Origin of the sequence: Acetobacter cerevisiae (assembly GCF_001580535.1) — a bacterium.
Lineage (GTDB): Bacteria > Pseudomonadota > Alphaproteobacteria > Acetobacterales > Acetobacteraceae > Acetobacter > Acetobacter cerevisiae.
Genome location: NZ_LHZA01000125.1, coordinates 1 through 21,116 on the forward strand (window position 1 = coordinate 1; position 21,116 = coordinate 21,116).

Sequence of the window (21,116 nt, forward strand, 5' to 3'; positions counted from 1 at the left end):
CCATGATCTGGGCGTCAGTAAAGCGACCACTCTTCATCAGAATCTCCTCATCCTTACGCTGAGAAAATTCTCATTCAAAAGCCACTCTTTTTATGGGGGGATTACCACAGAAGGCGGCCCCATGGCCGTATCCGTCTCAGGCTGGTGATACGGTCTGGATGGGGGCGATTGATGCGGATGGTGTGGCTGTCAGCATGATCCAGAGCACCTATTTTGAATTTGGTTCAGGCGTGGTTCTGCCGCAGACAGGGATTGTCTGGCAGAACCGCGGCTCCAGCTTCAGACTGACTGAGGATGGGTGGAATGCCCTGCGTCCCGGCCGGAAACCGTTCCATACCCTGAACCCTGCCGCAGCCCGGTTCCATGATGGCCGGGTCATGGTTTACGGCACTATGGGCGGGGAGGGCCAGCCGCAGACGCAGGCCGCCGTGTTCACCCGTTATGCGCAGTATGGCATGGGCTTGCAGCAGGCCGTCACGGCCCCGCGCTGGTTGCTGGGGCGCACATGGGGGGAGGAGAGTGTCACCCTCAAATATGAAGACCGCTTTGCGCCGGAGGTGGTCGCGCAGATGTCGGCGGCTGGACATCAGATGGAACGGGTCGCGCCCTTTACGTCAATGATGGGCCATGCCGGTGCCCTTGTCCGGCACCAGAATGGCATACTGGAGGGCGCGACGGACCCCCGCAGTGATGGTGTTGTGGCCGCCTGGTAAAACAGGCGGTTCTTTAAGCGGTCTCAGGCCGAACGTAGACCGGGCGACCATCGACCCATGTGGCTTTAACGCTGCGATCGTCTCCCAGCGTCATCAGCACGAACAGAAGGTCGGCCATGCTGGCGCACTCTTTGGTGCGCAGGGCCAGAAGAGGCGTTGCCGCCGGGTCCAGCACGCATAGATCGGCTTCCATGCCGGGGGCGATGGTGCCGATTTTGTCATCCAGATGCAGGGCCTGTGCGGCTCCCGCTGTCGCCAGCCAGAAGGCCTGAATGGCATGGAGGCGCTGTTTCCCGGCCATTAGGGAAACCTTATAGGCTTCCCCCATGGTGCTGAGCAGAGAAAAGCTGGTGCCAGCGCCAATATCCGTGCCCAGACCAACATTGACCGGGCGACGTGGGTCTACGGCATCAAACAGTCGAAACGCGCCGCTGCCCAGAAACAGGTTGGACGTCGGGCAATGGGCCAGCGTGCAGTGTGTGTCATGGCACTGCTGAAAATCGTGTTCGTGCATGTGAATGGCATGACCAAAAATGGCGCGTGGCCCAACCAGTCCGGCTTTGTCATACACATCCAGATAAGATGAGCGTTCCGGGAACAGAGTTTTGACAAAGGCAATCTCATCTTCATTTTCCGCAAGATGTGTCTGCATGAACAGATCATCGCGGCTGTGGAAGAGAGCGCCTGCGCATTCCAGCTGTTCCGGGGTGCTGGTAATCGCAAAGCGTGGGGTAATGGCGTAGAGCTGGCGCCCTTTATTATGCCATGTCTCAATCAGCTTCTGAGACTCATCAAAACCCTGCTGAGCGGTGTCACGCAAATTATCCGGGGCATTGCGGTCCATCAGGACCTTGCCTGCAATCATCCGGGTGCCGAGCTTTTCTGATTCCTGAAAGAAAGCCGTGACGGATTCAGGATGCACGGTGCAGTAAACTGCGGCAGTCGTGGTGCCGTTGCGTAGCAGCTCCTGCAAAAAGGCGCGGGCAATGGCCTGGGCGAATTCCGGGCTGGAGAACTTTGCCTCGGTCGGGAAGACATACTGTTGCAGCCATTCCAGTAACTGCTCACCCCAGGAGGCAATGACGGGCAGCTGCGGATAATGGACATGCGTATCAATAAACCCGGCGCTGATCAGGCTGTCCGGGTAATGCGTGATGCTGACCCCCTCCGGCACCTGTGCGCGCAGAGCATCATACGCACCGCATTGGGTGATTTTCCCGTTTTCAATCAGGATCAGCCCCTCTTCTTCCACATGCAGCGCGTCTTCCGGCGGCATGGTGAACGGATTGCCTGTAAAGGTCACAAAACGCCCTCTCAGAGCGGCAGTGCGGGAGGAAGAGGGCATGAAACCTCGCAAGAATGAGTGGACCGGCTTTAGAGCTGATCGGCGAAAAACTGCTCAATTTCAGAAATGATCAGTCTGGCCGCCATGGAAAGCTGGCGTGACCTGTCAACACAGAGCGCCAGCGTGAGCGGAGACAGCTTTTTATTGAGGATGGGCGTGAAGGCAAGCTGATTTTTCTGCACTTCGTCATACACATCCAGATAGCTGAGGATGCCAATGCCCACCCCGGCGCTGACCAGAGATTTGATCATCTGGATATTATCAGCCCGGGCAACCGCCTGAATCTTGATGCCGGTTTCGGCTTCCAGAAGTTCAAAGGGCCTCCATAACGCCAGAGGCGGGGCGGGGATAACGACCGGATATTCCGCACACAGGCTGAACGGGGCTGTTTCCAGCGCACCAACCGGATGGTCCGGCTGGGAGATGAAGCCGAGGGGAATTTCCCTGTGGGCCCGCACAAACAATTCCCTCATGTGGCCGGGGTTGAACATCAGGGCAAAGTCGGCCTGACCGTCTACCAGAATCTCGCCCATGTCCCGGCTGGCGCGCACATGCACATTTACCACAATCCCGGGGTGGGTTTCCCGCAGGCGACCCAGCACGGCGGGCAGAAAGCCTTTGGTCAGTGCGTCGGGGATCAGAATGTCCGCCGAGCCCTGCCGCAAGCCTTTGAGGTTATCAATCTGGGTGGTGAGGGCACGGAGGTCCCGCGTCCAGCGGATGCCGGAAGACAGCAGTAATTCCCCGGCTGTGGTCAGTCGTAGTCCGGTTGGCAGGCGCTCGAAAAGCTGAGTTCCCAGAAGCTTTTCCCCTTGCAGGATCTGCCGGTCGATGGCGGAGGCCGCAATGTTCAGCTCGTCCGAGGCTTTCCGGATGGAGCCCTGTTGCGCCACGGCGATGAAGTAACGGAGGAAACGAGAAAAAACCGGCATAAGAGGTGATCTCATTTTGCGAACGGATTAGACTGAATTAAGTCATATACAAGAATGGTCCGGGTGTGAAATTGTTTCAGATGGCAGTAGGTTCAGATAAAGATAAGGTTTGAAGTGCATATGGAACAAGTTTCTTCCTCTTCAGGGTTGGACCAGCTTGAAAGTCGTGTTCGCGATGATCTGGCCAAGATCCGCTACGCAACGGGTGACTGGTGCGCGCCGCTGGAGCGGGAGGAAGAGCGTGTTCTGGACGTGGCCATTATCGGCGGCGGGCAGGGTGGTCTGGCCACATGTTTTGCCCTGCGCCGGCGTGGCCTGAGCAATACCTGCATTTTTGATCAGGCAGCCCGTGGCGGCGAAGGTCCGTGGGTGACATTTGCCCGCATGATCACCCTGCGGACGCCCAAGCATGTCACCGGGCCGGATCTGGGGATCCCCAGCCTGACGCCGCAATCCTGGTTTGAAGCCCGTTATGGGGTGGAAGCGTGGAAAGCGCTGGATAAAATCTCCCGCCAGGACTGGCAGGCTTATCTGGACTGGCTACGCGATGTGCTGTCTCTGCCCGTGCAGAATGACCGGAAACTGGTCGATATTGACTGGCAGGATGGCTTGCTCCGCCTGACTTTCCAGCAGGCGAATGGTGCGCAGTCCCATGTCTGGGCGCGTAAAATGGTGCTGGCCACCGGGATTGAAGGCGGCGGGGCCTGGCATGTGCCGGACTTTATTGCGCAGGCTCTTCCCACGTCTCGTTATGCCCACACCAGCCAGCAGATTGATTTTGCAGCACTGAAAGGCAAACGTATTGGCGTGCTGGGGGCAGGCGCTTCGGCTTTTGATAATGCCGCAACGGCGCTGGAACTGGGGGCAGGGCGTGTTGATCTGTGCCTGCGTCGGCCTAAAATCCCGAGTGTGAACCCGTATCGCTGGATGGAGAACGCAGGCTTCCTTGGCTATTTTGCCGATCTGCCTGATCAGATCCGCTGGCGCTTCATGCATCGGATTTATGATCTGAACCAGCCGCCGCCGCAGGATACGTTCTGGCGCTGCCGCAAGCATGAGAATTTTGCCTTCCACACCGGCACCCCATGGCTGGCCGTGAAGGAAACAGCGGACGGCGTGGTCGTCACGACACCGCATGGCGAAATGACGTTTGATTTCCTGATTATCGGCACTGGCTTTGTTATTGACCTGACCCGTCGCCCGGAAATGCGCCGTTTTGCTGAGAATGTGACGTTGTGGCGGGATCGCTTTACGGCTCCCAAAGGCGAAGAAAGTGAAGTGCTGTCCAGCCACCCCTATCTGGGCGGCAACTTCCAGTTTCTGCCCCGCAACGCGGCGGACCCGATGGCTCCGATGCTGGCAGCTATTCACAACTTCACCTTTGCCGCCACCCCCAGCATGGGGCTGTCTGGCGCGTCCATCAGCGGGATGCGGTTTGGCGTAGAGCGGCTCGCCCAGTCCATCGGGCGTGAGCTCTTTGTGCAGGATGGAGAAAAGCAGCTGCAAAGCCTGCTGGATTACGACATCGACGAACTCGTCAGCCTTGCCCCACCTGTGTAAGAGACGACAGAACCAAGCAGAGCCGGAGAAAGCATGACTGATTATCCGCGGGATATGACCGGATATGGCCCGACACCGCCTGACCCTCAGTGGCCGGGTGGTGCGCGCATTGCCGTGCAGTTTGTCATCAATTACGAAGAGGGCGCGGAAAACTGCGTTCTGCATGGGGACAAAGGCTCGGAGGCGTTCCTGTCAGAAATGGTGGGCACGCGTTCTATCCCCGATGCGCGCTGCATGCAGATGGAAAGTCTGTATGAATATGGCAGCCGCGCCGGATTCTGGCGGTTGCAGCGGCTGTTTCAGTCCGCAGGCATCCGGCCAACGGTGTTTGGCGTCGCTCTGGCCATGGCCCGCAATCCGGAAGCGGTCGCGGCCATGAAAGAGGGTAATTGGGAAATTGCCACCCACGGCCTGCGCTGGATTGATTATCAGGATATCCCGGAAGACGTTGAGCGTGCGCATATTCAGGAGGCCATTGCACTGCATACGCAAGTGACCGGCTCCCGCCCGCTCGGCTGGTATCAGGGCCGGACAAGCCCGAACACGGCACGTCTTGTGGTGGAAGAAGGCGGCTTTGTTTACGACGCAGATTCCTACGCCGATGACCTGCCGTATTATGACCGGCGTTACGGGCGGCCTCAGCTGATTGTGCCCTATACGCTGGACGTCAATGACATGAAATTTGCCGCGCTGAACGGCTTTACGGAAGGCGAGCAGTTCTTCCGCTACCTGCGTGATACGTTTGACATGCTGTATCGGGAAGGCGGGCGCATGATGTCCGTGGGCCTGCATTGCCGACTGGCAGGCAAGCCAGCTCGTGCCTTGGCTGTGGCGCGCTTTCTGGAGCATGTGCAGGCGCATGAGAACGTCTGGGTTGCAACCCGACTGGACATTGCGCGCCACTGGCTTTCGGTGCACCCGGCATGACGCTTGATGATGTGAATGCTCTGCCAGTTCCGGCCTTTGTGGCCGAGTTTGGCGGCTTGTATGAACACTCTCCCTGGGTGGCGGAAGGGGCTGCAACACAGCGGCCTTTTGCCAGCAAGGCGGTCATGCTGACAGCGTTTTCTGACGTGGTGCAGAAGGCCGGGCATGACCGCCAGATTGCTCTGGTCCGCGCGCATCCGGAACTTGGGCATCGCGCCGGGATTGATCCGGCTTTGAGTGAGGCCTCTGCGCAGGAGCAGGGGAGTGCCGGGCTGGACCGGCTGACCCCGGCTGAATATGAGCACTTTCAAAGCCTGAATACGGCGTATCGGGACAAGTTTGGCATGCCGTTTGTCATCTGTGTGCGCAAGGCGGGTAAAGCCGTTATTCTGGAGGCCATGGCACACCGTCTGGCCAGCACGCCGGAGGCCGAACTGGCTGAGTCGCTGAAGCAGATTGATGCTATTGCCTCTTTACGCTTGCAGGATAAAGTAAAGGCATGAGTTCTTTATCAACGCATGTGCTGGATACCGTGTCCGGCCGCCCTGCTGCGGGTGTGCGGTTGCGTCTGTTTTCAGGCGCGTCCGTGCTGTTTGAAGGTCAGACCGATGCCGATGGCCGTTGCCCCGCTTTGCGGGAGCTGACGCTTGAGGGCGGGCAGTATCGGCTTGAGTTTGAAATTGCAGCCTATTTCCGCGCACAGGGGCATGAGCTGGCAGACCCGCCATTTCTGGATGTTGTCCCCCTCGTGTTCGGGCTAAGTGCGGAGGGGCATGCCCACGTGCCGCTGCTTGCCGCCCCATATGGATATTCGACTTACCGAGGGAGTTGAGTGCGTGACCCTCGACAAACGTAATACGACCGAACCTGTTCATCCCGTTGATGAGGTCCTCCCCTTGTGGGAGCTGGCTATTTACGGCTTTCAGCATGTTCTGACATTTTATGCGGCTGCGGTTATTGTTCCCATTCTGCTGGCCAGCGCGCTTGGCCTTTCGCATGAGATGCTGGAACATCTGATTGAAGCGGACCTGTTTACCTGCGGCATTGCCTCCTTCATTCAGGCGGTCGGCATTGGCAAAATCGGGGTGCGGCTCCCGCTCCTGCAGGGGGTAACCTTTGTGGCCGTCATGCCGATGATCGCCATTGGCGTGTCGGCTGGGGGCGGGGTTGAAGGGCTTCGGCAGATTTTTGGCTCCGTCATTGTTGCCGGTATTTTTTCATACATTGTCGCCCCGTATTTTTCCCGGCTGATCCGCTTTTTCCCGCCGGTGGTGACGGGCTCTGTCATTCTGGTCATCGGGCTGGCGCTGCTGCCTGTTGCGGCCAATGATATTGTGGCCGGGCATGGCACCAACGCCATGCAAAACCCGGTTGAACTGCGCAATGTGGCCTACGGGCTGGGCACGCTGTTCTTTATTCTGGCCATTCAGAAATTCTGTCGTGGGTTTCTGGGCACCATTGCGGTGCTGATCGGTCTGGTCTGCATGACGCTGGTTGCCTGGGTGCTGGGGGACGCGCATTTTGCCGATGTCGGCGCTGCGCCTCTGCTCACCATCTCAAAGCCGTTCTACTTCGGGATGCCGACTTTTCATGTCGTGCCCATTCTCTCGCTGATTATCGTCATGATCATTTCCATGCTGGAAACAACGGGCGATGTGTTTGCAACGGGGGCGATTGTCAAAAAGCCGATTGGCTCTGCTGATATTGCCGCAGCCATCCGGGCGGACGGGCTGGCGACGTTTATTGGCGGGGTCTTTAATTCCTTCCCCTACACCTGCTTTGCAGAAAATGTCGGGCTGGTGCGGCTAACGCAGGTTAAAAGCCGCTGGGTGGCTGCGTCTGCTGCGATCATCATGATGGTGCTGGGATGTATCCCCAAGCTGGCGGCCATTATGGCAAGTGTGCCGCTGCCTGTGCTGGGCGGTGCTGCGCTGGCCATGTTCGCGGCGGTGGCCGTGGTCGGTATTCAGACGCTGGCGCAGGTGGATTTTGATAATCAGAACAACATGATTATCGTTGGCACCAGCATCGGCCTTGGCATGCTGGCTACGGCTCAGCCGCATATTGCCGATAACTTCCCCAGCTGGGCGCAGATCATTTTTGGCAGTGGGATTACACTGGGTTCCATGGCGGCCATGAGCCTGCATCTGGTGTTCAACCACTTTATGCCAGCCAATAAGCATGGTGTGGTGATAGGCGATCAGCCTTCTAAAACCCTTCCGGCAGAGGGCATGGAAGCTGCACTGTCGCACGAAGAGACAGTGCGCAAAGGCTAAGGCCTCTCTTGCGGTTCAGGAGGCCACTTCCGCGTTCTGTTCTGCCAGTGCGTGGAAGTTCTCGGTAATCAGATCAAGCGTAGTCTGGGCGGCGGCGGAGAGCCGCCGTTGCGTATTATAGAACAGGCAAAAGCCAAGCGGTTTGATGCCGGACTCAGCCAGCGGCACAAAACAGAGTTCGCCCGCTTTTACCTCATTCATCACATCCATCTGGGTTAGCATGCCAACCCTCAGACCGCTGCGGATCAGGGCCTTGATGCTGGCAATCCGGTTGCTGGTAAACGTGGGATGCAGGCTGACGTTATGCTGGGCCAGCCCTTCCTGAATGGCTGCACCCACAGCCAGCGTGCTGTCCGGTAAAATCAGCTTGCTGCCAAATACATGGTTCAGGCGGGCATGGTCCCGCTGAGCCAGCGGATGGTCGGGGCGGACAACAAATCCGATAGCGGCTTGGAGTGTGCTGACAATGCGCACCTGCCGCGAGGATTTTCCTGCCAGAGAAATCCCGAAATCAACTTCATTCCGGCTGACAGCCTGCCAGATAGCTTTGAAGTCCAGTGTCTGAAGCTTGAATTCCACGCGCGGATGCTGCTTGGTCACGTCGGAGAGAATGTCCGGGATCAGCCTGTCACTCACTGCTTCAATGGCAGCAATTTCCACCACACCGCCATGCAGGCCGGAGAGCCTGTCGAGCCGGGACTGAAATTGCTCAAAATCCCGCTTGCCGGAGATAATGGCGGCCAGCAGCAACTCCCCCGCAGTCGTCAGGGTCAGGCCCGAACAGTGCCGATGGAACAGAGGGGTTTCCATTTCCTCTTCCACAGCCAGAATTTGCCGGTTTACTGCGGAGGGCGAAACATTCAGCGCGGTCGCCGCCTGTCGTATGGAGCCAGTCTGTGCAACCATCTCAAAATAAATGGAAAACCGGGATAGCGTAAAAACGCGGTTAGGACTCCGCATGGCGCATCTCCAGGCAGTAGGGAAGAGTGTTGAGCATCGCGTGGAACTGTTGGCAGTGTGTCGACAAAAACGCAACAGGGCGTCGCATTCTTTATGTTGGACGAAACCCGAAAATGAGATGATTCTGAAACAATAGCATCATGACCCGGAACCGCTCGCCCATCATCTACCGGGCCGCATGTTCCAGCAGGAGAGCGCATTTTATGCGGGAGTCTATCCGGTTTTACCTTGGAAATGTCCGTCACGAAGTCTCTGGGTTCAGTCCGACCCGGACCGTGCTGGACTGGCTGCGGGAAGACCGCCGCCGTACGGGCACCAAGGAAGGCTGTAATGAGGGCGACTGCGGGGCCTGTACGGTTCTGGTGGTCCGGCTGGAAGGCGATACGCTGGTCTGGCGGGCGGTGAATGCCTGCATCCAGTTCCTGTGGATGCTGGACGGCGCGCAGCTTTTTACCGTGGAGGATCTCCGCAGTCCGGACGGCGCGCTGAATCCGGTGCAACAGGCCATGGTGGATCTGCACGGCGCTCAATGTGGCTTCTGCACACCGGGTTTTGTGATGTCGATGGTGGCGTATTGCAAGACGCCCGGTGCCTCCATGGAGGACGAGGCCATTAACACGGCTCTCGCAGGCAATCTCTGCCGTTGCACCGGCTATGCTCCCATCGTACGGGCAATGAAGCAAGCGCTGACGAAACCGGGAGATGCGTTGGATACGCAGACAGAGGCGATCAAAATCCGCTTGAAAGCTCTGGCCGACGGGCAGACGGTGGAGATTGCGGGGCCGGAGGGCCGCGTCACGCTTCCCGCCAGTGCAGACGCTCTGGCCGCGGCGTATCAGGCAGACCCGCAGGCAACTTTAGTGGCCGGGGCAACGGATGTCGGGTTGTGGGTGACCAAAGGCCTGCGCACCTTGCCGCATCTGATCAGCGTCGGACTGGTGCCGGATCTGCATAAAATTGAGTCTACGCCGGAAGGGCTGAGGATTGGTGCCGCCGTGACCTACACGGAAGCTAAAGAACCGATTGCAGCGCTCCTACCTGATGCCGGTGAGATCATCCGGCGCATTGGCTCCACGCAGGTACGCAATGCGGGCACCGTCTGTGGCAATATTGGCAACGGATCGCCCATCGGGGATGGACCGCCTCTGCTGATTGCAGCCGGAGCCGTGCTCAAACTTCGCTGCGGGGAGGCACATCGTAGCCTGCCGCTGGAAGAGTATTTTCTGGCGTATGGTAAGCAGGACCGGCAGCCGGGCGAGTTTATTGAATCTGTGGTGATCCCGCAGCCTCAGCCGGGCACCGTTTTCCGGGCCTACAAGATTTCCAAGCGGTTTGATCAGGATATTTCTGCCGTGCTTGGGGCGTTCTCGCTGGTGTTTGATGACGCCGGGCGGATTGCTACGGCGCGGATTGCTTTTGGCGGTATGGCCGCAACACCAAAGCGCGCCCATGCAACGGAAGCCGCTTTGCAAGGGCAATTCTGGACGGAAACTACAGTGAAAGCCGCTCAGGACGCCATGAAGGCCGATTTCGCGCCAATTTCCGACATGCGCTCCAGTGCCTGGTATCGTCAGACCGTGGCCGTAAATTTGCTGACACGCCTGTTTGTGGAAACAGCGCCGGAGCATACAGGGACAGAAACCCGGCTGGCCGGATGGAAGGAGCAGGCTCATGTCTGAAGCTCTGACAAAACCGACGGCACAGATTGTCCCCGGCGGGGCTTCCAAGAGCCTGCGGCATGAGAGCGCGCGCATGCATGTTTCCGGGAGCGCTGCCTATATTGACGATCTGCCAGAACCGCAGGGCCTGCTGCATGTGGTGCCGGGGCTGAGCACCAAAGCGCATGCCCGGATTGTCTCCATGGATCTTGAGGCGGTGCGCGCCGTTCCGGGTGTTGTCTGCGTGCTGACGGCGGCGGATATCCCCGGAGACAATCAGGTGAGTGCCGTTGGCAAGGGGGATGAGCCTTTGCTGGCGGATGGAGAGGTGTCTTTCTACGGCCAGCCAATTTTTATCGTGGTAGCAGAAAGCCGCGGGGTTGCGCGTCGCGCGGCTAAGTTGGCGAAAATCGAGTATGAAGAGCGGTCTGCCGTGCTGAATATCGCGCAGGCGCGGGAGGCCGGGGGTGTTCTGGTCTGGCGTCCTCTGGTCATGAGCCGTGGCGATGTGGAGACAGGGCTGGCGGCAGCACCCCGGCGGCTGTCTGGACAGGTGACGGTTGGCGGGCAGGAGCATTTCTATCTGGAAGGGCAGGCCGCTTTGGCCCAGCCCGGAGAAGAAGGCGAGATGCGGGTGTGGTCCTCCACCCAGCACCCCACGGAAACGCAGCATATGGTGGCGCATTGCCTGCATGTACGCAGTAATCTGGTGACGGTCGAAGTCCGCCGCATGGGCGGGGCCTTTGGGGGGAAGGAATCTCAGGCCAATACGCCCGCCTGCCTTGCTGCGATTGCTGCTCACGTCACAGGTCAGGCTGCAAAAATGCGGCTCGATCGTGATGACGATATGATGATGACCGGCAAGCGCCATGACTTCGTGATTGATTACGAGGTCGGGTTTGATGATGCGGGCAGCATTCTCGCCGTCGATATGGCGCTGGCGGCGCGTTGTGGCTGGGCTGCGGATCTGTCCGGCCCTGTGGTGGACCGCGCCCTGTTCCATGCGGATAACGCCTATTTTTACCCGGATGTGCGGTTTAAATCAGAGCCGTTGAAAACCAATACCCAGTCCAACACGGCTTACCGTGGGTTTGGTGGCCCTCAGGGCATTGTGGCGGCGGAGCGGGTGATTGAGGAAGTTGCCTTTGCCACCGGGCTGGACCCGCTGGATGTGCGGGTGCGCAATGTGTACGGCACCGGCACGCGCAACATTACGCCGTATCATATGACGGTGGAAGATTCGATTGCGGCTGAGATCATGACTCAGCTTGCCGGACGCTGTGACTATCGCCAGCGTCGTCAGGCTTTGCGGGGGGCCAATAAAAGCAGCCCGTTCATCAAACGCGGGATTGCTCTCACGCCGGTCAAATTCGGGATTTCCTTCACCGCGACCCATTACAATCAGGCCGGTGCGCTGGTGCATGTCTATACGGATGGCTCTGTGCAGGTGAACCACGGCGGCACGGAAATGGGGCAGGGGCTGCATACCAAAATGGTGCAGATTGCCATGCGGGAGTTCGGCCTGACGGAAGATCGTGTGCGCATTACCGCCACCACCACCGGCAAGGTGCCAAATACCTCCGCAACGGCTGCGTCCAGCGGAGCAGACCTGAACGGGATGGCGGTGCTGGATGCGGTGCAGAAGATCAAGGCGCGACTGGTCAGTTTTGCGGCTGAACACTGGCAGGTACCGGAAGAAAGCGTGCAGTTTCTGCCAGACGGCGTGCAGGTGGGGGAGCAGATCATCTCCTTCCCTGAGCTGACAAAAGCGGCCTATTTTGCCCGTGTTTCGCTCTCGGCTAATGGCTTTTACAAAACGCCTAAAATCTCCTGGAACCCGGCAACCGGGCGTGGGCGGCCCTTCTACTACTTTGCTTATGGCGCGGCCTGTGCCGAAGTGGCGATTGATCTGCTGACCGGTGAGAACCGTATTGAGCGCGTGGATATTCTGCATGATGCCGGGCAGTCCCTCAATCCGGCCATTGATATCGGGCAGATTGAGGGCGGCTTTGTGCAGGGTGCTGGCTGGCTGACCATGGAAGAGCTGGTGTGGGATGATACAGGGCGCCTGCGGACCCATGCGCCCAGCACGTATAAAATCCCGGCATGTTCAGACCGGCCTCGCATTTTCAATGTGGCCTTGCTGGAGAACTCGCCTAATCAGGAGGCGACTATTTTCCGCTCCAAGGCCGTGGGGGAGCCTCCCTTTGTGCATGGTGTGGCGGTGTTGCAGGCTATTTCCGATGCGCTCGCCAGCCTGAATGATTATCAGACCTGCCCACAGCTTGACGCCCCCGCCACGCCGGAGCAGATTTTGCGCACGGCTGAGCGGATGCGGCAGCAGGCGGCGCACTGAGGCAGGACAATGCCATGAAGGAGCTCACCGCACGTCTGTCTGACTGGTCTCCCGATGCACCGCCGGTTGCGTGTGTGCAGATCATGGACGTGCGTGGCTCCACCCCGCGAGAAAGCGGGGCTTTCATGCTGATTGGGGAACGCTGGCAGGCCGGGACCATCGGCGGTGGGTGTCTGGAATGGGACTGTGTGCATCAGGCCAGAACCCTGTTGCAGATGGGGGAGACTGAATGGTCTCATCGCTTTGTGCTGGGGCCGGAAACCGGGCAATGCTGCGGCGGGCGCGTTGATGTGCGCATCACGCGGCTGGATGCCGCTCTGGCAACCCGTCTGCAACAGCAACTTGCCGGGCAGGAAGAGGCCTGGCCAGTGCTGGTGTTGTTTGGGGCGGGGCATGTTGGGCGGGCTCTGGCTCGGGCTCTCGCACCTCTCCCGCTGCGTCTGATTTGGGTGGATCCGCGTGCGGAAGAATTTGGCAGGGTGCCGGAGGGTGTGGACGCACGCGTTACATCGGAGTGGGAGCGTGTTCTGGCCGAAACCCCGGCTGGCTCCGGCGTGCTGGTGCTGACCCCCAACCACTCACTGGACGCTTTGATTGTGGCGTCCGCTCTGGAGCGCGGGGATTTGTCTTACGTCGGGCTAATTGGCTCCCGCACCAAGCGCCTTCGGTTTGAAGCCAGCTTCCGGGAAATCGGGCTGCCCGAAGAGCGGATTGCCTCGCTGATCTGCCCGATTGGTGACCGGGGTGTGCGCGATAAACGGCCTGAAATTATTGCAGCCCTTGTGGCGGCGGAACTGATTGAACGGTTTCTGCCCCATCCGCCGCAGGCGGCATAAAGTCATATTTTTCTGACAGATTTATGAGGCCGGGCGGCTGGTTTCCGGGCGCTCTGCCATAAGTGAGACATGGGCGGCGATAATCTTCCAGCCTTTATCTGTCAGCACCCATGTCTGCATTTGCCGCCCAATCCGGGTAGAGCCTTCCCGCTGAAATTCCAGACTGACAACGGCTGAACTCTCGCCCAGAGTAGTAATAGCCCGGCGCAGAACCTTGCGCGGGGGAGAGCCGCCGCTGCGTGCGCGTCGGAAGGCTGCAATTTCTTCCGCGCCATACAGGTTTTCGCCCACGCCGTAGCGCACGGTTTCCGGGCCGTCGTGGAAGAAGGCATCCAGTGCGACAAGGTCATTCGCGCCAAGAGCTTTTTCATAAGCATCGGAAAGAGCGGTGATTTCGGCCACCAGAGCGGGTGTATTGAACATATCCGGGGTCTTTCAGGCTATGCGGCAGAACACAAAAAAACGGTGCCGGACATCTCAGAGTGAGACATTCGACACCGTATTGAAGAACGGGAACAGCGTTCCGTAAAGAGGCGGATCAGAAGGACGTGGAGACCGTGCCAGTCATGGTAAAGCGCGGTTCCAGCATGAAGGCGTTGCCGTAACCCGTGTAAGCCGCGCTGCTGCCGCTATAAACCGTGCTGGTATCATGGGCGCTATAGACGGCGCCCATCGCACCAGAACGGACAATAGAGCCGGTCAGGTTGGTAAAGTTCAGCTTAAACGTGGGGGATTTGAGGAACCCAACAGGCTTGAAGTGATAGCCCAGAGAGAGGGAGTCCGTCACATAGCCCGGAATACGCTGGTCATTGGCAACAGAGACAGATTGCGGGCCGGTATAGTGCACGGCACCGTTCGCAAAAAAGCCTTTGTAGGTATAGGTCAGGCCGAAGTTTGCAATAACGTGTGGTGCCATGACAGCCTGCGTGCCTTTGGAGTGCAGCATGATGTTCTGGTACGGGTCAAAAACATTGCTGTCCTGAGTGGCGTGCAGATACTCCACGGATGCATAGGGGCTGAAGCCGTGGATCTCTCTGCCGGCAATCATGAAATCAAGCCCGCGCATGGTCTGGTTGCCGATGGAAAACGGCTTGAAGCTGTTCATGCCCAGATACTGGTCCACAATGCGGTTTGTTACATTGTAGTTGAAGAAGGACAGGTCCAGCAGCAGGTATTTGTTGTGATAGCGGTAGCCCAGTTCTTCCTTGATGGAATACTGGTTTTTCAGCATCGGCGCACTGGCGGAGAGCCAGCCCATATCCGTTGCACTCGGCTGGCGGTAATCGCCTTCCGCATTCACATAAATCTGGCTGTTCGGGTCAATCTGATAGCTGATCGACAGCTGGGGCAGGGGGGCTGTGGTGTTGTTGCCAGAGCGATCGCCTGAAATCCAGTTCTTGTTTTCACCACTAAAGCTACGGTTCCACGCGTTGGACATGACAAACTTGAAGCCAGCGTTAATCAGCAGCTTGTTGTTCAGGTAGCGGGACTGGTTCTGGATGAACAGGGAATGCAGTTCATATCCTGCGTTCTGGCCATACATTGCACCGCCGACGGCATATTTTGCCCAGTTCGGGCTGGCCGCCGCCCCGTTCGCCATGGTTGTGCTGGTGGGGTAGCCCTGAATGGTCTGGTTGTTTTCATACCAGTAGCCAAGTGTAAGGTGGTTGTGGCTATCAATATCGTAGCTCAGCTTGGCCACAGCGCCGACCTGCCGTGCTTCGTTTTCAAGGAAGAAACTGGTCATGTTGGTGCCAGCCGGAACGGCTGCGCCGCCGCTGTTATGCGTATACTGCCCTTCTGCCGCCACGCCGCCCGGAGAGGCATCCCAGCCCTGACCCATGCTGAAGTAAGGCTGGAGGTCAAAGTTGAACTTTTTGGGCAGAACAATATGGATAGGAGCCGTCAGGAAAATCTGGTTCCAGTGATCGTTATTGTTTTTCCAGTAATTGACGCTCTTAGGATCAGCAGACCGTCCGTAGCCAGTGCCCGTGTGCTTATATTGGAAGAATTCCTGAGCAGTCGGGTAATTGTCGATCGTGAAATCAGCCGAGTTCCATGAAAGGAAGAGACGGGCGTTGGAGCCGTTTTGCCAGTCTTTCTGCAGCCCGAAATCAATATGTTTACGCTGGTTGATGCCAGCCCCCATCCAGCTCCGCGCATGGGCGTTAGAGAAGGAGAAGAAGCTGCGCACGCCGCTTTTGCCAATCTCACCAGATTCCAGACGAATGAATTCGCGCGAGAGGTTGTTGGTGCCGTAGGAGAAATCCACCATGCCGCCTGCTTTGCGGGAGGCCAGATGGGTGCGGGAGTTCATTACGCCACCTGCGGCAGACATCACGGGCAGATCACGCGCGGCGCTGCCGGGTGTAACGCTCACTTCCTCAAGGTTTTCGGAATCAATATTTTCCGACAGGTATTTGGCCGATGCCGCCGGTGCTCCATCCACCATCAGCGCCATATCCAGATCTGTCAGACCACGAGACTGGATCTGGCCGCCTTCCATGCCGGAGCTATCCGGCGTCATGATGTTCAGGCTGGGCAGGTTTTTGACCAGATCAAGCGCGGTGGAGGTCGGGCTGCGCATGTTGATGTAGGCCTTTGTGACCGTCTGCACGGCATGCGGAGCTGTTTCCTGCCGCATCATCCCCCCGCCGCCATTCAGCGCCTGACGATGGGAGGCGACTGATATTTCTTCTTCCCCTTTGGCAAGCACCGGGCCTGATGGGCGTCGCGCCACGCTACGGGGCTGCGCTGTTTTTGCGGGAGATACCGCCTTGCCACCGTGATGCGTGCGGCTGGCATGAGACGTTCCCGTTGCGGCCTGAGCATATGCCAGCATGGCCCACAGGCTTACAGCTCCGGTCAGGCTCGTGACGAAAAGGCGGGAAGGGCGAGCCGCCAGACAAGCAATGGAACTGCGGGGATGTAGGCATTTGGTGGGCATGCGGGGATTTTCCTGTCAGGAGATACAGCGGCCTGGGAACAGGGCGCTAGGATTTGGCCAGGGGAGGGAAAACGTCTTGGATTTTGAAAAAAGCAGAGACCATATCTCGGTGCATGTCTGGCGCATGAGATGGGAGAAGGGGCTGCATTTCTCTATCCGATAATCTTAAGGAATGATCCGTAATCGTTATATAAAAGACGAACGGTGTTCGCACAAAATAAAAAAAAGCACTTCAGCGTTGCTAATATGAGGTCGGGTTGCCCGCGTTTAATAAGGATCTGTCGATCCGGCAAGGGGGTGCAGGGCAGCCTGTATGCTTCATGTTTAAGGGGCGAGGCGTTTATGCGTGTGAGGGGAAGATGCTCTCCCCATGCCACAAACGTATAAGAAAGATTAAATATTCAACCTATGGTTGCTCATTCTATATTCGAATGAATATAGAAAACTGCCACAAGTTCTTTATTTTGAAAGAAAAGTGATTTGCCGTGCAAGTCGTTAAATGATCTGCATCAATTCAGATTGTGATGAAATCATCTAAATATTCCTTATGCAGTTTATTCGATGCGTAACTGAAGGCTTAGTGCAATGACTCTGGGAAGACGGCAATTTCTAAAGGCTGGCGGCACATGTGTTGCCGGGGCCAGTGCTCTCGCTCTGGGTTTTGCACCGCCGAAGGCCTACGCGGGGGATTCCAGGCAATATAAGTTGCTGCGTGCTAAAGAGACCCGGAACAACTGCACCTACTGTTCCGTTGGCTGCGGCATTCTGATGTACAGTCTTGGCGATGGCGCGAAGAACGCCAAACCAAGCATCTTCCATATTGAAGGTGATCCGGATCATCCCGTCAGCCGTGGGTCTCTTTGCCCTAAAGGGGCCGGGCTGGTTGATTTCATTCATAGTGCAGGCCGTCTGCAGTATCCGGAATACCGCGCTCCGGGTTCAAAAGAGTGGAAGCGGATCAGCTGGGATGAGGCGACGACCCGTATCGCCCGCCTGCTGAAAGATGATCGTGACAAAAACTTCATCGAACGGAATGAAAAAGGGGAGTTGGTCAACCGCTGGTTGAGTTCGGGGATGCTGGCATCCTCTGCGGCCAGTAATGAGACCGGACTGCTGGACTTTAAGTTCGCCCGCTCTCTGGGGATGCTGGGGCTCGATTGTCAGGCCCGCCTCTGCCATGCTCCCACCGTATCAGCTCTTGCTCCCACCTTCGGGCGTGGGGCGATGACCAACAACTGGGTGGACATCAAGAACGCCAACGTCGTGCTCATTATGGGCGGCAACCCGGCGGAGGCGCATCCGGTTGGCTTTAAATGGGTGATGGAAGCCAAGATCCGTAACGGCGCAAAAGTGCTGGTGGTGGACCCGCGCTTTAACCGCAGTGCGGCGGTGGCGGATTTCTACACGCCTATCCGTGCGGGGTCCGATGCGGCGTTCATGCTGGGGGTGGCGAACTACCTGCTGTCTCACGACAAAATCCAGCATGAATACGTTAAGGCCTATACCAACGCGGCCTTGATTGTGCGGGAAGACTATTCCTTCGAGGACGGGCTTTTCAGCGGCTATGACGCTGAAAACCGCACCTACGATAAATCCTCCTGGACGTATGAGCGGGACGAAAAAGGGTTTGCCCTTCAGGATCCCACACTTCAGAACCCGCGTTGCGTGATCAACCTTCTGCGCAAACATGTGGAGCGCTACACGCCGGAAATGGTGACGCAGCTCTGCGGCACACCGGTGAAAGACTTCCTGCATGTGTGTGAAACACTGGCAGCCACCAGTGCGCCGGATCTGACGTCCACCTTCCTGTTTGCGCTTGGCTGGACGCATCATACCAGTGGCTCTCAGGTTATCCGCTCAGCCGCCATGATCCAGCTGCTGCTGGGTAATATCGGTATGGCCGGCGGCGGCATGAACGCCCTGCGTGGTCATTCTAATATTCAGGGCTATACGGATCTTGGTCTGCTGTCCCTGCGTCTGCCGGGGTATCTGAACCTGCCGTCAGACAAACAGCAGGATATGGCCACCTATCTGAAGGCCACCACGCCCGTGGCGGATGTGCCCGGACAGGTGAACTACTATCACAATACGCCGAAATTCTTTGTCAGCATGATGAAGACGCTGTGGGGTGACCACGCCACAGCCGCCAATAACTGGGGCTATGACTGGCTGCCAAAATGGGACCGCAGCTACGATATGCTGGCCTATTTTGACATGATGTATCAGGGTAAGGTGAATGGCTATATCGCGCAGGGCTTCAACCCCCTGGCCGCCATGCCGGACAAGAACAAGACCATTGCGGCTCTGTCCAAGCTGAAATTCCTTGTCACGATTGATCCGTTGAGCACGGAAACGTCCTCGTTCTGGCAGAATGAGGGGCAGTTTAATGATGTGAAGACGGAAGATATCCAGACAGAAGTCTTCCGTCTGCCTGCAACCTGCTTTGCGGAAGAAAACGGCTCCATCGTCAATTCCGGTCGCTGGTTGCAGTGGCATTTTGCGGGCGCAGCTCCTCCGGGAGAAACCTGGCAGGATGGCAAGGTCATCGGCACGATCTTTACCAAGATGCGTGAGCTTTACAGGAAAGAGGGCGGTGTCTGCCCCGAGCCTGTGCTGAATATGCAGTGGAACTATAAAGATCCAGAAGACCCGACGCCGGAAGAAGTGGCCCGCGAATGTAACGGCTACGCGCTGGCCGACATCACGGATGAGCAGGGCCATGTTGTGGTGCCCAAAGGCCATCTGGTGCCCGATTTCTCCGTGCTGCGGGATGACGGCACAACCTCCAGCTTCTGCTGGGTATTCGCCGGGTCCTGGACGGAAGCGGGCAACCAGATGGCCCGCCGGGACAACACGGATACCGGGCTTGGCTGCACACCGGGCTGGGCGTGGGCATGGCCTGCCAACCGCCGTATTCTGTATAACCGTGCTTCCATGGACCCGGATGGTCGTCCGTGGGACCCCAAACGCCAGATTCTGGAATGGGATGGCAAGCGCTGGGGTGGGTCCGATGTGCCGGACTATCCGCCGACGTCACCGCCGGGCAGTGGGGTCAGTCCCTTCATCATGCAGCCGGACGGCCTTGGGCGTCTGTTTGCCTGCGGTGGGATGGTCGATGGCCCGTTCCCGGAACAGTACGAACCGACAGAAACGCCGCTGGCTAACAACCCGCTGCACCCGAAGGTCACCTACAATCCGACAGCACGTGTGCTGAAGGATGACCGTGCGCGGATGGGGGAACAGAAAGACTTCCCTTATGTGGCGACCACCTATTCCATTACCGAGCTTTTCCGGCACTGGACGAAGCATTCTCGCCTGAACGCTATCGCGCAGCCGGAACAGTTTATTGAGATTGGGGAAAAGCTGGCAGGCCGTCTGAATATTGCCGCAGGGGACAAGGTGAAAGTCTCGTCCCGGCGCGGGTATATTGAAGCCAAGGCCGTGGTGACCAAGCGTATCCGTACCCTGAACGTGATGGGGCGTGAGCTCGACCAGATCGGCATCCCCTGTCACTGGGGTTTTGAAGGCGCAACGCGCAAAGGCTTCCTTGCCAATACGTTGAGCCCGGCAGTGGGGGATGCAAACTCCCAGACACCGGAATTCAAGGCCTTCCTTGTTAATGTTGAAAAAGCCTGAGGTGGAATGATGGGAATGCAATCACAGGACATCATCAGGCGGTCCGCAACCAATGGCCTGACGCCCGCACCGCAGGCGCGTGACCATCAGCAGGAAGTCGCCAAGCTGATTGACGTCTCCATTTGCACCGGGTGCAAGGGGTGTCAGGTCGCGTGTTCAGAGTGGAATGACCTGCGGGATGACGTTGGGCATAACGTCGGGGTGTATGACAACCCGGCGGACCTGACGGCGGAAAGCTGGACAGTCATCCGCTTTGACGAAGTGGAAGATGAAAGCGGCACTCTGGAATGGCTGCTGCGGAAAGAAGGCTGCATGCATTGTGAGGAGCCGGGGTGCCTGAAGGCATGCCCCAGCCCCGGCGCGATTGTGCAGTTTGCGAATGGGATTGTCGATTTCCAGTCCGACCAGTGCATTGGCTGTGGCTATTGCATTGCCGGGTGCCCGTTCGATGTGCCGCGCATCAATAAAAAAGATAACAAGGCTTACAAATGCACCCTGTGTGCAGACCGTGTGAGCGTTGGGCAGGAACCGGCCTGCGTGAAAACCTGCCCGACGGGTGCTATCTCCTTCGGTTCCAAGGCTGAAATGAAGGACCTTGCCGCCACCCGTATTGAAGAGCTGAAAAGCCGCGGGCACGACGGTGCAGGTCTGTATGACCCGCAGGGCGTTGGTGGCACGCACGTGATGTATGTGCTGACCCATGCCGACAAGCCGGAAATGTATCATCGCCTGCCGAAAGATCCGCATATCAGCCCGTTTGTGCGGGGCTGGAAAGAGTGGCTGAAGCCGGTTGGCGCTCTGGGCTTTATCGCCACACTGGCCGGGGCCTTTGCGCACTATGTCGGCGTTGGTCCGAATACGGTCGATATCCCGGACCCCGAGGCGGAGCCTGAAAAGCTGCCTGAAGAAAAAGAGACTGTGGCAGCGTCTGATACGGCTCAGGATGATCACCCGGCAGGGAGAGAATAAC

Annotated in this window: 15 protein-coding genes and 1 pseudogene; 11 read left to right on the forward strand and 5 right to left on the reverse strand. The window is 58.0% G+C overall.

Annotation, left to right across the window (positions count from 1 at the left end; genetic code table 11):
- Positions 1–104: 104 nt before the first annotated feature.
- Positions 105–713: pseudogene (locus AD928_RS04250) on the forward strand (gamma-glutamyltransferase); the annotation flags it as partial.
- Between the two features lie 13 nt (positions 714–726).
- Here the strand turns inward: AD928_RS04250 and guaD are convergent.
- Both guaD and AD928_RS04260 read right to left on the reverse strand, forming a co-directional pair.
- Positions 727–2,058, reverse strand: a complete 1,332-nt coding sequence (guaD, locus tag AD928_RS04255) for a guanine deaminase (protein WP_062248544.1) — start codon at positions 2,056–2,058, stop codon at positions 727–729.
- Positions 2,059–2,087: 29 nt separating this feature from the next.
- Complete coding sequence (locus AD928_RS04260; RefSeq protein WP_062248546.1) at positions 2,088–2,990, reverse strand: LysR family transcriptional regulator; 903 nt, start codon at positions 2,988–2,990, stop codon at positions 2,088–2,090.
- A 147-nt stretch (positions 2,991–3,137) separates the two neighbouring features.
- Here AD928_RS04260 and AD928_RS04265 point away from each other — a divergent pair, with 147 nt between their 5' ends.
- Genes AD928_RS04265 through AD928_RS04285 form a run of 5 tightly spaced genes read left to right on the forward strand, consistent with a single transcriptional unit; the run spans position 3,138 to position 7,753 of the window.
- Complete coding sequence (locus AD928_RS04265; RefSeq protein WP_209436657.1) at positions 3,138–4,550, forward strand: NAD(P)-binding domain-containing protein; 1,413 nt, start codon at positions 3,138–3,140, stop codon at positions 4,548–4,550.
- A 33-nt stretch (positions 4,551–4,583) separates the two neighbouring features.
- Positions 4,584–5,477, forward strand: coding sequence for an allantoinase PuuE (gene puuE / locus AD928_RS04270; protein ID WP_062142320.1), 894 nt, complete (start codon positions 4,584–4,586; stop codon positions 5,475–5,477).
- A complete protein-coding gene (gene uraD / locus AD928_RS04275; protein ID WP_062248549.1) occupies positions 5,474–5,980 on the forward strand; it encodes a 2-oxo-4-hydroxy-4-carboxy-5-ureidoimidazoline decarboxylase in 507 nt (168 codons plus the stop codon). Before puuE ends, uraD begins: the two co-directional genes overlap by 4 nt.
- A complete protein-coding gene (gene uraH / locus AD928_RS04280) occupies positions 5,977–6,309 on the forward strand; it encodes a hydroxyisourate hydrolase (RefSeq protein ID WP_061504920.1) in 333 nt (110 codons plus the stop codon). The genes uraD and uraH overlap by 4 nt, the downstream gene beginning before the upstream one ends.
- Positions 6,310–6,313: 4 nt before the next feature.
- The gene (locus AD928_RS04285) at positions 6,314–7,753 is read left to right on the forward strand and encodes a nucleobase:cation symporter-2 family protein (RefSeq protein WP_233419936.1); all 1,440 of its coding nucleotides are present in this window, start codon (positions 6,314–6,316) and stop codon (positions 7,751–7,753) included.
- Between the two features lie 15 nt (positions 7,754–7,768).
- Here AD928_RS04285 and AD928_RS04290 read toward each other — a convergent pair whose 3' ends face one another.
- Positions 7,769–8,713 (reverse strand): LysR family transcriptional regulator, encoded by a 945-nt coding sequence (locus tag AD928_RS04290; protein WP_062248553.1) that lies wholly within the window; start codon positions 8,711–8,713, stop codon positions 7,769–7,771.
- A 203-nt stretch (positions 8,714–8,916) separates the two neighbouring features.
- Here AD928_RS04290 and xdhA point away from each other — a divergent pair, with 203 nt between their 5' ends.
- From xdhA to xdhC, 3 genes are read left to right on the forward strand one after another with little or no spacing between them, the layout of a single operon-like run.
- The gene (xdhA, locus tag AD928_RS04295) at positions 8,917–10,392 is read left to right on the forward strand and encodes a xanthine dehydrogenase small subunit (protein WP_062248554.1); all 1,476 of its coding nucleotides are present in this window, start codon (positions 8,917–8,919) and stop codon (positions 10,390–10,392) included.
- A complete protein-coding gene (gene xdhB / locus AD928_RS04300; protein ID WP_156470092.1) occupies positions 10,385–12,727 on the forward strand; it encodes a xanthine dehydrogenase molybdopterin binding subunit in 2,343 nt (780 codons plus the stop codon). Before xdhA ends, xdhB begins: the two co-directional genes overlap by 8 nt.
- Before the next feature lie 14 nt (positions 12,728–12,741).
- Positions 12,742–13,563 carry a xanthine dehydrogenase accessory protein XdhC gene (xdhC, locus tag AD928_RS04305; protein WP_062248556.1) on the forward strand — a complete coding sequence of 274 codons (822 nt, stop codon included), beginning with the start codon at positions 12,742–12,744 and terminating at the stop codon, positions 13,561–13,563.
- A 21-nt stretch (positions 13,564–13,584) separates the two neighbouring features.
- Here the strand turns inward: xdhC and hpxZ are convergent, their stop codons facing one another.
- Positions 13,585–13,986 carry an oxalurate catabolism protein HpxZ gene (hpxZ, locus tag AD928_RS04310; protein ID WP_062248558.1) on the reverse strand — a complete coding sequence of 134 codons (402 nt, stop codon included), beginning with the start codon at positions 13,984–13,986 and terminating at the stop codon, positions 13,585–13,587.
- 115 nt (positions 13,987–14,101) lie between these two features.
- A complete protein-coding gene (locus AD928_RS04315) occupies positions 14,102–16,510 on the reverse strand; it encodes a TonB-dependent receptor (protein ID WP_062248560.1) in 2,409 nt (802 codons plus the stop codon).
- Between the two features lie 585 nt (positions 16,511–17,095).
- Between AD928_RS04315 and fdnG the strand changes: the two genes are divergently transcribed.
- Together fdnG and fdxH are read left to right on the forward strand one after the other, a co-directional pair.
- The gene (gene fdnG, locus AD928_RS04320) at positions 17,096–20,146 is read left to right on the forward strand and encodes a formate dehydrogenase-N subunit alpha (RefSeq protein ID WP_082779736.1); all 3,051 of its coding nucleotides are present in this window, start codon (positions 17,096–17,098) and stop codon (positions 20,144–20,146) included.
- 9 nt (positions 20,147–20,155) lie between these two features.
- A complete protein-coding gene (fdxH, locus tag AD928_RS04325) occupies positions 20,156–21,115 on the forward strand; it encodes a formate dehydrogenase subunit beta (protein WP_062248572.1) in 960 nt (319 codons plus the stop codon).
- The last annotated feature ends 1 nt before the right edge of the window (position 21,116 follow it).

Coding starts and splice junctions, on each gene's coding strand:
- guaD (WP_062248544.1), bottom strand. CDS start 2,058: ATGCCCTCTTCCTCCCGCACTGCCGCTCTGAGAGGGCGTTTTGTGACC.
- AD928_RS04260 (WP_062248546.1), bottom strand. CDS start 2,990: ATGCCGGTTTTTTCTCGTTTCCTCCGTTACTTCATCGCCGTGGCGCAA.
- puuE (WP_062142320.1), top strand. CDS start 4,584: ATGACTGATTATCCGCGGGATATGACCGGATATGGCCCGACACCGCCT.
- uraD (WP_062248549.1), top strand. CDS start 5,474: ATGACGCTTGATGATGTGAATGCTCTGCCAGTTCCGGCCTTTGTGGCC.
- uraH (WP_061504920.1), top strand. CDS start 5,977: ATGAGTTCTTTATCAACGCATGTGCTGGATACCGTGTCCGGCCGCCCT.
- AD928_RS04290 (WP_062248553.1), bottom strand. CDS start 8,713: ATGCGGAGTCCTAACCGCGTTTTTACGCTATCCCGGTTTTCCATTTAT.
- xdhA (WP_062248554.1), top strand. CDS start 8,917: ATGCGGGAGTCTATCCGGTTTTACCTTGGAAATGTCCGTCACGAAGTC.
- xdhB (WP_156470092.1), top strand. CDS start 10,385: ATGTCTGAAGCTCTGACAAAACCGACGGCACAGATTGTCCCCGGCGGG.
- xdhC (WP_062248556.1), top strand. CDS start 12,742: ATGAAGGAGCTCACCGCACGTCTGTCTGACTGGTCTCCCGATGCACCG.
- hpxZ (WP_062248558.1), bottom strand. CDS start 13,986: ATGTTCAATACACCCGCTCTGGTGGCCGAAATCACCGCTCTTTCCGAT.
- AD928_RS04315 (WP_062248560.1), bottom strand. CDS start 16,510: ATGCCCACCAAATGCCTACATCCCCGCAGTTCCATTGCTTGTCTGGCG.
- fdnG (WP_082779736.1), top strand. CDS start 17,096: ATGACTCTGGGAAGACGGCAATTTCTAAAGGCTGGCGGCACATGTGTT.
- fdxH (WP_062248572.1), top strand. CDS start 20,156: ATGGGAATGCAATCACAGGACATCATCAGGCGGTCCGCAACCAATGGC.